Source organism: Thauera sp. DNT-1, from assembly GCF_055393985.1.
This window is the reverse complement of sequence record NZ_AP043752.1, coordinates 4,181,556-4,194,000: the sequence shown is the minus strand read 5'-3', so window position 1 is coordinate 4,194,000 and position 12,445 is coordinate 4,181,556. Positions and strand designations below refer to the sequence as shown.

The 12,445-nt window shown below is 68.8% G+C and carries 11 protein-coding genes; 5 read left to right on the top strand and 6 right to left on the bottom strand.

The genetic code is table 11. The features are described 5' to 3' along the window. Positions 1 to 72: 72 nt before the first annotated feature. From ACZ5PP_RS19290 to ACZ5PP_RS19275, 4 genes are read left to right on the top strand one after another with little or no spacing between them, the layout of a single operon-like run. Complete coding sequence (locus ACZ5PP_RS19290) at positions 73 to 924, top strand: AAA family ATPase (RefSeq protein WP_004321490.1); 852 nt, start codon at positions 73 to 75, stop codon at positions 922 to 924. 16 nt (positions 925 to 940) lie between these two features. Then, positions 941 to 2,332: an EAL and HDOD domain-containing protein gene (locus ACZ5PP_RS19285; RefSeq protein ID WP_004321492.1), complete on the top strand. Its 1,392-nt coding sequence runs from the start codon at positions 941 to 943 to the stop codon at positions 2,330 to 2,332. 22 nt (positions 2,333 to 2,354) lie between these two features. Continuing rightward, on the top strand, positions 2,355 to 3,533 hold the full coding sequence (locus ACZ5PP_RS19280; protein ID WP_004321494.1) for a vWA domain-containing protein: 1,179 nt from the start codon (positions 2,355 to 2,357) through the stop codon (positions 3,531 to 3,533). A 30-nt stretch (positions 3,534 to 3,563) separates the two neighbouring features. Continuing rightward, positions 3,564 to 5,096: a diguanylate cyclase gene (locus ACZ5PP_RS19275; protein ID WP_004321496.1), complete on the top strand. Its 1,533-nt coding sequence runs from the start codon at positions 3,564 to 3,566 to the stop codon at positions 5,094 to 5,096. A 126-nt stretch (positions 5,097 to 5,222) separates the two neighbouring features. Here the strand turns inward: ACZ5PP_RS19275 and ACZ5PP_RS19270 are convergent, their stop codons facing one another. Continuing rightward, positions 5,223 to 5,726, bottom strand: a complete 504-nt coding sequence (locus ACZ5PP_RS19270) for a MarR family winged helix-turn-helix transcriptional regulator (protein WP_004321497.1) — start codon at positions 5,724 to 5,726, stop codon at positions 5,223 to 5,225. Positions 5,727 to 5,893: 167 nt separating this feature from the next. Between ACZ5PP_RS19270 and ACZ5PP_RS19265 the strand changes: the two genes are divergently transcribed. Next, the gene (locus ACZ5PP_RS19265) at positions 5,894 to 7,465 is read left to right on the top strand and encodes a chloride channel protein (RefSeq protein WP_012584997.1); all 1,572 of its coding nucleotides are present in this window, start codon (positions 5,894 to 5,896) and stop codon (positions 7,463 to 7,465) included. Here ACZ5PP_RS19265 and ACZ5PP_RS19260 read toward each other — a convergent pair. From ACZ5PP_RS19260 to ACZ5PP_RS19240, 5 genes are all read right to left on the bottom strand, one after another. Then, the gene (locus ACZ5PP_RS19260; protein WP_004321383.1) at positions 7,430 to 8,383 is read right to left on the bottom strand and encodes a branched-chain amino acid ABC transporter permease; all 954 of its coding nucleotides are present in this window, start codon (positions 8,381 to 8,383) and stop codon (positions 7,430 to 7,432) included. The genes ACZ5PP_RS19265 and ACZ5PP_RS19260 overlap by 36 nt on opposite strands. 23 nt (positions 8,384 to 8,406) lie before the next feature. Continuing rightward, positions 8,407 to 9,288 (bottom strand): branched-chain amino acid ABC transporter permease, encoded by an 882-nt coding sequence (locus tag ACZ5PP_RS19255; RefSeq protein WP_004321386.1) that lies wholly within the window; start codon positions 9,286 to 9,288, stop codon positions 8,407 to 8,409. A 71-nt stretch (positions 9,289 to 9,359) separates the two neighbouring features. Beyond that, positions 9,360 to 10,574 carry an ABC transporter substrate-binding protein gene (locus tag ACZ5PP_RS19250; RefSeq protein WP_004321389.1) on the bottom strand — a complete coding sequence of 405 codons (1,215 nt, stop codon included), beginning with the start codon at positions 10,572 to 10,574 and terminating at the stop codon, positions 9,360 to 9,362. Positions 10,575 to 10,631: 57 nt separating this feature from the next. Then, a complete protein-coding gene (locus tag ACZ5PP_RS19245) occupies positions 10,632 to 11,354 on the bottom strand; it encodes an ABC transporter ATP-binding protein (protein WP_004321392.1) in 723 nt (240 codons plus the stop codon). A 19-nt stretch (positions 11,355 to 11,373) separates the two neighbouring features. Further along, entirely contained in the window at positions 11,374 to 12,141 is a 768-nt protein-coding gene (locus ACZ5PP_RS19240; RefSeq protein WP_004321394.1) for an ABC transporter ATP-binding protein, read from the bottom strand. Between the last annotated feature and the right edge of the window lie 304 nt (positions 12,142 to 12,445).

Below are 12,445 nucleotides of genomic sequence, written 5' to 3'. Positions count from 1 at the left end.
CGACACCGGTCCGGCTGCCCGCCTGCCATGCCCGGCCCTATAATCGCCCGCATCCGACACGAGGAATGCCGCATGACCGCACTACGCTTCGAAGGCGCCCAGGACTACGTCGCCACCCCCGACCTGATGCTCGCGGTCAACGCCGCGATCCGCCTGCAGCGCCCGCTGCTGATCAAGGGCGAGCCCGGCACCGGCAAGACCATGCTCGCCGAGCAGGTCGCCGCCGCGCTCGGACTGCCGCTGCTGCAGTGGCACATCAAGTCGACCACCAAGGCGCAGCAGGGCCTCTACGAGTACGACGCGGTCTCCCGCCTGCGCGACTCGCAGCTCGGCGACGACCGCGTCAAGGACATCGCCAACTACATCGTCAAGGGCGTGCTGTGGCAGGCCTTCGAGGCCGAGCAGCCGACCGTGGTGCTGATCGACGAGATCGACAAGGCCGACATCGAATTCCCCAACGACCTGCTGCGCGAGCTCGACCGCATGGAGTTCCATGTCTACGAGACCCGCCAGACCATCCAGGCGCGCCATCGCCCACTCGTCTTCATCACCTCGAACAACGAGAAGGAGCTGCCCGACGCCTTCCTGCGGCGCTGCTTCTTCCACTACATCCGCTTCCCCGACCGCGACACGATGCAGCGCATCGTCGATGTCCACTTCCCGGGGCTGAAGAAGGCGCTGCTGACCGAGGCGATGGAGGTCTTCTTCGGCCTGCGCGACATCCCCGGCCTCAAGAAGAAGCCGTCCACCTCCGAGCTGATCGACTGGCTCAAGCTGCTGGTGGCCGAGGACATCCCGCCCGAGGCGCTGCGCAGCGCCGACGGCAAGGCGGCGATCCCGCCGCTGCACGGCGCCCTGCTCAAGAACGAGCAGGACGTGCACCTCTTCGAGCGCCTGGTCTTCATGGCCCGCCACAACCGCTGATCCGGCGCACGCATCCATGCTCCGCGCCCTGCTCGGCCGGCTCTTCGGCCGCAAGCGCCCCGCCCCCTCCGTCGCAGCGGGCGAGGCGGAGGGTTTCCGCCGCCTCCAGCGCGCGGCGCCGCTGCGCGCCGAGGGGGCCCCCGCGAGCCCCGTCGAGGCCGGCGCCACCTTCCTGTGCCGCGAAGCGGTGCTCGGGCGCAACCAGCGCATCACCGGCTACCAGTTCATGCTGCAGGCGGGCACGCGCGCGCACATCCGCCACAGCAGCCGCAACATCCACCACGTCTTCGCCGAAGTGCTGGTGCGCAGCCTGGTCGACGCGGACATCGGCGAGCTGCTCGGCGAACGCCTGGCCTTCATCGACCTGCCCGATTCCTTCCTGTCCCACCCCAGCCTCGCCGCCCTCCCGGCGCGCAACATGGTGATCGTGCCGACCGTGCTCCCCGATGCCGGCGCTCCCGAGCCCGCCGCGCTGCGCGCCGCCGTGACCGCGCTGCGCGCGCGCGGCATGCGCATCGGCCTGATCGATCCGACCGTGGTCGGCGAGCTCGCCCACCTGCTGCCGCAGGCCGAGTTCATCGTCGCCCAGGCCGAGGGCCTCGACGCCCGCCGCGGCCTCAAGCTCGGCAACATCGCCCTCGAGGTGGCGCACGACGCGCGCCTGGTGGTGCGCGGCCTGCCCTCGCTCGACGACTTCCGCTTCTGCTGCAAGCTCGGCGCCAGCCTCTTCCAGGGCCCCTTCATCACCAGCCGCGAGGACTGGAGCGCGCGCGACCCCGGCCCCAACACCGCACGCATCGGCGCCCTGATCGCCCGCCTGCGCGCAGATGCCGACACCCGCGAGCTCGCCGACCTGCTCAAGCAGGACGCCGCGTTGTCGCTGCGCCTGCTGCGCTACATCAACTCCGCGGCGAACGCGCTGCCGCAGCCGGTGTCCTCGATCGAACATGCGCTCGCGCTGCTCGGCCGCGAGCGCCTGCAGCGCTGGCTGATCCTGCTCGCGTGCACCGCGGACAAGGCGGGAGAACGCGGCGGCGCGGTGCTGGAGACCGCGCTGGTACGCGGGCGCATGATGGAGCTGCTGGGTGCCGGCCGCCCTGCGGCCGAGTCCGACGCGCTCTTCCTGGTCGGCCTGCTGTCGCTGATCGACGTGATCCTGCAGGTGCCGCTCGACAAGGCGCTCGCCCCGCTCGCGCTGGGAGCGGAGGTCGAAGCCTCGGTACGTGGCGACCATGGCCCCTACCAGGCCCTGCTCGCGCTCACGGTGGCGTGCGAGCGTGGAGAGGCCGGAGAGGGTGCGGCGGGCGACGCGCTCCGCGCCGCCGCCGCGGCCTGCGGCATCGCCCCCGAGCAGGCCTCCGAATGCCACCTGCAGGCCCTGTCCTGGGCGATGCAGATCCAGGACTGACCGCGCACGAAGGGAAGACCCCATGCTCATCGATTTCTTCCTGCACCTCAAGGCACGCAAGCTGCCGGTGTCCACACGCGAGTTCCTCACCGTGCTCGAGGGCTTGCGCGACCACGTCTGCGGGCCCTCGCTCGACGACTTCTACTACTACGCGCGGCTGTGCCTGGTGAAGGACGAGTCGCTCTACGACCGCTTCGACCAGGCCTTCGGCGAATACTTCAAGGGCGTCACCGCCCTGCCCGGCCTGGAGGCCGACCTGCCCGAGGACTGGCTGCGCGCGATGGTGAAGAAGCACCTCTCGCCCGAGGAGCGCGCCAAGCTCGAGAAGCTCGGCTGGGACAAGCTGATGGAGGAGTTCCGCAAGCGCCTGCAGGAACAGAAGGGACGCCACCAGGGCGGCAGCAAGTGGATCGGCACCGGCGGCAGCTCGCCCTTCGGCAACAACGGCACCCACCCCGAGGGCATCCGCGTGGGTGGCGAGTCCGCCGGCAACCGCACGGCGGTCAAGGTGTGGGACAAGCGCGAGTTCCGCAACCTCGACGATTCGGTCGAGCTCGGCACGCGCAACATCAAGGTCGCGCTGCGTCGCCTGCGCCGCTTCGCCCGCCAGGGCGCGGCCGAGGAGCTCGACCTCGACGGCACCATCGCCGCCACCGCGCGCAACGCCGGCTGGCTCGACCTGATGATGCGCCCCGAACGCCACAACGCGGTCAAGGTGCTGCTCTTCCTCGACGTCGGCGGCTCGATGGACGACCACGTCAAGGTCTGCGAGGAGCTCTTCTCCGCCTGCCGGCTCGAGTTCAAGCACCTCGAGTACTTCTACTTCCACAACTGCGTGTACGAGGGCGTTTGGCGCGACAACCGCCGCCGCCACGCCGAGCGTACGCCGCTCCTCGACGTGATCCACAAGTACGGCTCGGACTACAAGCTCATCTTCGTCGGCGATGCCACCATGAGCCCCTACGAGATCCTGCATCCGCACGGCTCGGTCGAGCACATGAACGCCGAGGCCGGCGCCACCTGGCTGCGCCGCCTCCTCGACGCCTACCCGGCCGCGGCCTGGCTCAACCCCGAGCCGGAGCGCCTGTGGCCCTACCGCCAGTCGATCGGCATCCTCGGCCAGATCATGGGCGAGCGCATGTACCCGATGACCTTGGACGGCCTGGCGCGCGCGATGCAGGCCCTGTCCCGCCGCCACTGATCGAGGCATCGCACCCCCGCTCCAGCCGTCATGGAAGAGACCGAACTCCCCTGCCCGTTCTGCAACGCCCACAGCACCCGGCCAATCGCGCTCCCCGACGGGCTCTGGAGCGCGTGCTGCGCCGACTGCGGCGCACGCGGCCCGATCGCGCCCGACGCCCGCACGGCGCTGGCGCGCTGGGAACAGGCGACGCGCGACGGCGAGCTGCTGCGCACGGTGATCGACGAGTCGCCCGACATCATCCTGCTCAAGGACTGGGATGGCCGCTTCCTGCTCGGCAACGCCGCGCTCGCACGCCTGTACGACACCACGCCGGAGCAACTCGTCGGCAAGGACGACGGCGCCTTCAACCCGAACCGCGAGCAGGTGGATTTCTACCTGGAGAACGTGCGCGCCGTGATGCGCGGTGGTCGCACGCAGATCGTCGAGGAGAGCTCCACCAATGCCGAGACCGGCGAGGTGCATTACTTCCACTCGATCAAGAAGCCGCTGCGCGGTCCCGCGGGCGAGCCGCGCATCCTCGTGATCGCGCACGACATCACCGACCTTCGACGTGCATACCGCGTCATCGAGGAGCGCGAGCGCAGCTATGCCTATGCCATGGAGGCTGCCGGCGAAGGCATCTGGGACTGGGACATCGATGCCGGCACGGTCACCCACAACCGGCGCTGGTGCGAGCTGCTCGGTTACGCCGCCGACACCCTGGTGCACCCGATCGCCGCATTCGCGGACAGGCTGCACCCGGACGATCGCGACGAGGTGATGGGCCTGCTCGACCGGGCCCTCGCCGGCGTGGGCAGCTACGAGCACGAGCACCGCATGCGTCGCCCCGACGGCAGCGTGCTGTGGGTCCTCGACCGCGGGCGTGTCGTCGAGCGCGCACCCGACGGCCGCCCGCTGCGCATGGCGGGCACGGTCACCGACGTCAGCCCGAGAAAACACAACGAGTTCGTGCTCGCGCTCGCGACCGACGCGCTCGCGCACGCCAACGCCGAGCTCGAGCGCAAGGTGGCCGAACGGACCGCCGATCTCGCCCGCGCCAACGAAGAGCTCGCCCGCCTCGCCCGCCGCGACGCGCTCACCGGACTGCCCAACCGACTCGCCGTCGACGAACGCCTGCACGAGGAGTCGCGCCGGCAGCCGGGACCGTGCGGCACCGGCTGCGCTGTGCTGATGATCGACATCGACTCGTTCAAGCCGATCAACGACACCTACGGCCACGCCACCGGCGACGCGGTGCTGGCCCTCGTCGCCGGCCTGCTCGCCGCCACGGTGCGCGAGGCTGACTTCGTGTCGCGCTACGGCGGCGAGGAGTTCCTGGTACTGCTGCCCGATACCGCCCTCGAGGGCGCGCGCACCGTCGCCGAGAAGCTGCGCACCGTCGTCGCCGAGACGGCGCATCCCGTGGCCGGGAGGATCACCATCTCGATCGGCCTGGCGATGGCCGCACCCGGCACCGGCGAGCTGGCGACCGTGGTCGCGCAGGCCGACGCCGCGCTCTACGAGGCCAAGCGCAGCGGTCGCAACCGGCTGGTGATCGCGCCCCCGCCGACCGCCGTCTGAGCCCCGTACGGCCGCGCGGCGACAAAAAAATGGCGGCCTCGCGGGCCGCCGAATCTGCTGTCCGCACGGAGGCGGTCACTTCATCTGAAGTACGGTCGAGGCGGACCGCCCCGGGCGGACCGCCGTTCATTCGGTGAAGGGAAGCGGCTGCATGCCGAAGCCTTCGTCGAGATTCTTGATCTGGCGCAGCAGCTTCTCAAGCTCGCTCTGCAGGCTGGCGAGGCCCTCGTCGTCCATCAGCCGCAAGGCCTCGGGCAGCACACCCCGCGCCGGCGAAGGCGCCCTCGACAGCAGCGCGAGCCCGTCGTCGGTGAGGTGGAGGCGCACCACGCGCTGGTCGGCGCTCGTGCGCTCCTTGCGGATCAGCCCCGAGGTCTCGAGCCGGTCCACCATGTTCGAGGTGGTGGACTGGTGAAGCGCCATCCGGTTCGCGAGCTCGCCCACGCGCAGGCCGGGCGCCTCGCGCAGCTCCTGCAGCGCCCACAGCTGGGCGCCGGTGACGCCGCTCTGGCGCTCGATCCACTGGGAGTGGCGCTGCGCGGTGCGGATCAGGATCCGGAAACGCTGCAGGACCGACAGGGGGGTCGCCTGAGCCGCCGGCTTCTTCACTTTCTGTTGCGTTTCCGCCATTCGAGTCTCGCTGGAACTATATTTCCACAAACAATGATTGTCAAAAAAACATCACTCCGCTCACGCTTGCGTATGGTAGCGGTATCGTTCGTTCTTCGCATGTGCAGCATTGCAGAAAGGCCTCTGGAAATGCTGCTGTCGTCCACTCCGCCGGGAAGGAATCCCGCATGGCAGCACAGCCACCGATGAGCCCCGAGCGGAACCCCGCTGCTCCTGCACAAGCCGACGGCGCGCGCCCCGCTGCGCCGCCTCCCGAGCCGTCCGGATCAGCGGTCGCGCCCCGCACCGCCGCACGCGGGCGCCCATTCGCCCGCCTGCTGCGCGGCGGGCGCCGCTATGCCCTGCCCTGGCTGTCGCTGCGGCGCTGGCGGGTGCGCCTGCTGCTGGTGGGCGCGGCCTTGCTCGCCGGACTGGTCGCGATCGCCTTCGCGATCGGCGCCGAGCTGGCGATCGCCGCCCACGCCGGGCTGATCCGCGAGCGCCCCTGGCTCACCCTGCTGATCGCGCCCGCCGGCTTCGCCGCGCTGGCGTGGATCTCGCGCCGCTTCTTCCCCGGTACCGAGGGCAGCGGCATCCCGCAGGCGATCGCGGCGTCGATGTCGGATGACGGCCGCGTGCGCCGCCAGCTGCTGTCGCTGCGCATCGCGCTGGCCAAGGTCTTCCTGACCCTGGGCGGGCTGCTCAGCGGCGCCTCGGTGGGTCGCGAGGGCCCTTCGGTGCAGATCGGCGCCTCGGTGCTGCACCTGCTCGCCAGCCGCAAGCGCCACCGCCGCATCGCCTCCAGCCGCGACCTCATCGTCGCCGGCAGCGGCGCCGGCATCGCCGCGGCCTTCAACACCCCGCTCGGCGGCATCATGTTCGCGATCGAGGAGATGTGCCGCTACCGTGCCTTCCAGGCCAACAGCACCACGCTCACCGCGGTGATCTTCGCCGGCCTGATGTCGCTCGCCGTGCTGGGCAACTACACCTACTTCGGCCGCACCCTGGCGAGCCTGGGCTGGCCCGACGGGATCTGGCCGGTGCTCGCCTGCGGGGTGGCCGGCGGCCTGCTCGGCGGCATCTTCACGCGCGTGCTGGTGGCGTCCGCACGCGGCCTGCCCGGCCGCCTCGGCAGGATCGCCGAGGGCCAGCCGGTCGCCTTCGCGGCGATGTGCGGCCTGCTCACCGCGTTGATCGGACTGGCCAGCGGCGGCGTCACCTACGGCACGGGCTATGCGGAATCCAAGGCCGCGCTCGAGGGCAGCGCGGCCTTGCCGGCGGCCTTCACGCTGATGAAGCTGGCGGTGATCTGGCTGGTCTTCGCGTCCAAGATCCCCGGCGGCATCTTCGCCCCCGCGCTCGCGGTGGGCGCCGGCCTGGGCGCCGACCTCGCCCTGCTGCTGCCGGGCGAGCAGGACGCGGCGATCCTGGTGCTGGGCATGGTGGCCTTCCTCGCGGCGATGACGCAGACGCCGATCACCTCCTTCGTGATCGTCATGGAGATGACCGCCAACCACCAGATGCTGCTGCCGCTGATGGCCACCGCGGTGGTGGCCCACGGCGTGGCGCGCTCGGTGGCGCCGGTACCGCTCTACCACGCGCTCTCCCACCCCTGGCTGCGGCGCGCCGAGAAGCGGGCGCACGAAAAACGCCCGCGCCCTGCGCACCCCCCGGTGGGTGCGCAGGGCGCGGGCGCCGCGAAGCCGGCTGTGGAACCGCCGTCCTCAGCGGATGCCGGCGCGCCGGATCAGCGCCTGTAGCTCGCCGACGATGCCGCGGCGGAACAGCAGCACGCAGACCACGAAGATCGTGCCCATGATCACCGTGACCCAGGAGCCCACGCTGTCGGCGAGCTCGGTCTGCAGCGACACGATGGTGGCGGCGCCGACCAGCGGGCCGAGCACGGTGCCGAGGCCGCCGAGCAGCGTCATCAGCACCACCTCGCCCGACATGTGCCAATGCACGTCGGTGAGCGAGGCGAGCTGGAACACCAGGGTCTTGGTCGCCCCCGCCATGCCGGCGAGCGCGGCCGAGAGCACGAAGGCGAGCAGCTTGAACTTGGCCACGTCGTAGCCGAGCGACATCGCGCGCGGCTCGTTCTCGCGGATCGCCTTGAGGATCTGCCCGAAGGGCGAATGGATCGCACGGTAGATGATGAAGAAGCCGATGCAGAACACCGCGAACACGAGGTAGTACATCGCGAGGTTGTTCGACAGGTCGATGACACCGAACAGATGTCCGCGCGGTACGCCCTGCAAGCCGTCCTCGCCACCGGTCGCCTTCCACTGCAGCACGACGAAATACACCATCTGCGACAGCGCCAGCGTGATCATCGCGAAGTAGATCCCGGTACGGCGGATCGCCAGCACGCCGAAGACCCAGCCGAGCGCGCCGGCGGCGAGCGTGCCGCCGAGGATGCCGAGCTCGGGCGTCACCCCCAGGTCGCGCACCAGCATGCCGCACACGTAGCCGGCGCTGCCGAGGAAGGCGGCATGGCCGAAGGAGAGCAGCCCGGCGAAGCCGAGCAGCAGGTTGAACGCGCACGCGAACAGCCCGAAGCACAGGACCTTCATCAGAAAGGTGGGATACACCGCGAACGGCGCCACCAGCCCGATCAGGAACAGCGCGCCGAACAGGATCGGCATGGCGCGGGCGAACATCGAATTGGGGTTGTTCATCAGTCTGATTCCTTTGCCCGCGCTCAGGCCTTGCCGAACAGGCCGGCGGGCCGCACCAGCAGCACGATTACCATGATCACGAACACCACCACTGCCGAAGCCTCCGGGTAGAACACCCGCGTCAGCCCCTCGATCAGCCCCAGGCCGAGGCCGGTGAGGATGGAGCCCATGATCGAACCCATGCCGCCGATCACGACCACCGCGAACACCACGATGATGAGGTTGGAGCCCATCAGCGGACTGACCTGGTACACCGGCGCCGCGAGCACCCCGGCGAAGGCGGCGAGCGCGACGCCGAAGCCGTAAGTGAAGGTGATCAGCAGCGGCACGTTGATGCCGAGCGCCTGCACCATCTGCGCGTTCTCGGTGCCGGCGCGCAGGTAGGCGCCGAGCTTGGTCTTCTCGATGACGAACCAGGTGGCGAAGCACACCGTCAGCGCGGCCACCACGACCCAGCCGCGGTAGATCGGCAGGAACATGAAGCCGAGGTTCACCCCGCCCTGCAGCAGCTCGGGCACCGGGTAGGACTGGCCGGAGATTCCGTACTGGTCGCGGAAGATGCCCTCGAAGATCAGCGCCAGGCCGAAGGTGAGCAAGAGGCCGTAGAGGTGGTCGAGCTTGTAGAGCTTGCGCAGCATCGTGCGCTCGATCAGCACGCCGAGCGCGCCGATGACGATGGGCGCGAACAGCAGCGCGACCCAGTAGTTGATGCCGAGCTTGTTGAGCGCGATCCACGCCACGAAGGCGCCCATCATGTACTGGGCGCCGTGGGTGAAGTTGATGATGTTGAGCAGGCCGAAGATGATGGCCAGGCCCAGGCTCAGGATCGCGTAGAACGAACCGTTGATGAGGCCGACCAGCAGCTGGCTGCCGAGCAGCGCGCTCGGAACGCCGAAGATTTCCATGTGCGACTCCCGCAGCGGGACGGCCGTGCCGCCCCGCTGCGTCGTGAAGTGCGGGACGCCCCGCGATCAGCTCACTTCTTGACCAGCGGGCACTTCGACTGCGCCAGCGGCTGGAAGGCCTCTTCCGCCGGGATGGTCTGGCGGATGTGGTAGTAGTCCCACGGGTACTTCGACTCGGCGGGCGTCTTCACCTGCGCCAGGTACATGTCGTGCACCATGCGCCCATCCTCGCGGATGCGGCCGTTCTTGCCGAAGAAGTCCTTGATCGGGGTGGCCTTCATCTGCGCCATGACCTTGCCCGCCTCGTCCGTACCGGTGGCCTGCACCGCGCGCAGGTAGTGCAGCACCGAGGAGTACTGGCCGGCCTGCACCATGGTCGGCATGCGCTTCTGCTTCTCGAAGAAGCGCTTGGACCAGGCGCGGGTCTGGTCGTCGAGATCCCAGTAGAAGCCGGTGGTCAGGTACATGCCCTGGGTGGCCTGCAGGCCGAGCGAGTGCACGTCGGAGATGAACATCAGCAGGCCGGCGAGCGACTGCTTGGGCGTGACGCCGAACTCGGCCGCCTGCTTGATCGCGTTGGTGGTGTCGGCGCCGGCGTTGGCCAGACCGATGATCTTGGCGCCCGAGGCCTGGGCCTGGAGCAGGAAGGACGAGAAGTCGGACGCCGGGAAGGGATGGCGTACCGAGCCGAGCACCTTGCCGCCGTTGGCCGTCACCACCGCGGACGAATCCTTCTCCAGCGCCTGACCGAAGGCATAGTCGGCGGTCAGGAAGAACCAGGTGTTGCCGCCCTGCTGCGTCACCGCCTTGGCGGTGCCGTTGGCGAGCGCATAGGTGTCGTAGGTGTAGTGCACCGTCACGTCGTTGCACTGCTCGTTGGTGATCGGCGTCGAGGCCGGGCCGCTCATCAGCGCGACGCGGTTCATCTCCTTGGCGATCTTCATCACCGCGAGCGCGGTCGAGGTGGTGACGAGCTCGGTAGCCGTGTCGACGCCCTCGCGCTCGAACCATTCGCGCGCCTTGTTGGAAGCGATGTCGGCCTTGTTCTGGTGGTCGGCGGAGACCATCTCGACCTTGAAGGCCGGTTTGGCCTCGGCGATGAAGTCCTCGATCGCCATCTGGGTGGCGAGCACCGCGCCTGCGCCGGCAAGGTCGGAATAGGTGCCCGACATGTCGGTGAGCACGCCGATCTTGACCGTGTTGCCCGAAATCTGCGCACTCGCCGCGCCCGACAGCATGGCGAAGGCGGCCGCGCAGGCCAGGGTGGTGAGTTTCTTCATCTGCATCGTGGGTCTCCGTCTCGTTCGTGTGGTTGTTACGCAGGGACTGCGCGGTGCAGCCGCTCAGACCCCCAGCGTCTGGTGCAGCCAGTCCATCTTCCCGGGGAGCTCCTCCGCGGTGATGGTGGCGATGATCTCGCCGTGCTCGAGCACGTAGTGGCGGTCGGCCAGCGGGGCGGCGAAGCGGAAGTTCTGCTCCACCAGCACGATGGTGAAGCCGCGCGATTTCAGCTCGACGATGACCTCGCCGAGCTTCTTCACGATCACCGGCGCCAGCCCCTCGGTGATCTCGTCGAGCAGCAGCAGCTTGGCCCCGGTGCGCAGCACGCGCGCCATCGCCAGCATCTGCTGCTCGCCGCCCGAGAGCTTGGAGCCTGGGCTGTTGCGGCGTTCCTGCAGGTTGGGAAACATCTGGTAGATCTCTTCCACCGACAGCGCCCCGCTCGCCACCTGCGGCGGCAGCATCAGGTTCTCCTCGGTGCTGAGCGAGGCGAAGATCGCGCGCTCCTCGGGCACGTAGCCGATGCCGTAGCGCGCCATGCGGTGGGTGGGCTCGGCGATCACCTCGCGGCCGTTGACCATGATCGACCCGGTGCGCTTGCCGACCAGGCCGAGCACCGATTTCAAGGTCGTCGAGCGTCCGGAGCCGTTGCGCCCGAGCAAGGTCACGCATTCGCCGCGCGCCACCTTGATGTCGATGCCGTGCAGGATGTGCGACTCGCCGTAGAAGGCGTGGAGGTCGTGGATCCGGAGCATCTCCGGATGAGGGGTGAAGGCACTGGTCATGGCGTTTCGGGGGCGGGGATCAGTGGTGGGCGTCGCCGATGTCGTCGGAGCCGACGTAGGCCTCGAGCACCTTGGGGTTCTTCGACACCTCGGCGTAGCTGCCTTCGGCGAGCACGCTGCCGCGGGTGAGCACGGTGATGCGGTCGCACAGGTTGGCGACCACCGAGAGGTTGTGCTCCACCATCAGGATGGTGCGGTTGGCGGACACCTTGCGGATGAGTTCGACCACGCGCGCGATGTCCTCGCCCCCCATGCCCTGGGTGGGTTCGTCGAGCAACAGCATGCGCGGCTCGAGCGCCAGCGTGGTGGCGATCTCGAGCGCGCGCTTGCGGCCATAGGGCATCTCGGCGGTGACGGTGTCGGCGAACCGGGTGAGATCCACCGCCTCGAGCAGGGCCATCGCCTCGTCGTTCAGGACATCCAGCGACTTCGCCGAGCGCCAGAAGTGGAATTCCGTTCCCAGCCTGCGCTGCAGGCCGATGCGCACGTTCTCGAGCACCGTCAGGTTGGGAAAGGTCGCCGAGATCTGGAAGGAGCGCACCATGCCGCGGCGCGCGGTCACCGCCGGCGCCTCGCGGGTGACGTCCTTGCCGTCGAACAGGATGGAGCCTGCAGTCGGCGGCAGGAACTTGGTCAGCAGGTTGAAGACCGTGGTCTTGCCCGCGCCGTTGGGGCCGATCAGGGCATGGATGTGCCCCGTCCGCACCTTCAGGTCGACATTGGATACGGCGACGAAGCCCTTGAACTCCTTGGTGAGTCCACGGGTTTCGAGAATGAACTCGCTCAAGGCTGTCTCCTGCCCGGGTTCGTTTTTTGTTGCGGGGAGTGTTCCGGCCGCCCGGAGAGGCGTCAACCTATCGTTTGCCCCAATGGGCAAACCCTGCCGGGCCGAGCCTCGACGTGCCTCGGGCCACGCTGCCGGGGCACCACGGACAAGAAAAATAAAATATATCTATCTTTATGGGCAGCTTTCGCGCATACTGCGCCGCAGCGATATTCAAGTCATGTAGTTCATTTGTCGGCATATCCGGTTCCTCGGGCCGTATTTCCTCAAGTCGTACCTCGCTGTCTTGAACCTCGCCCCAACCAGG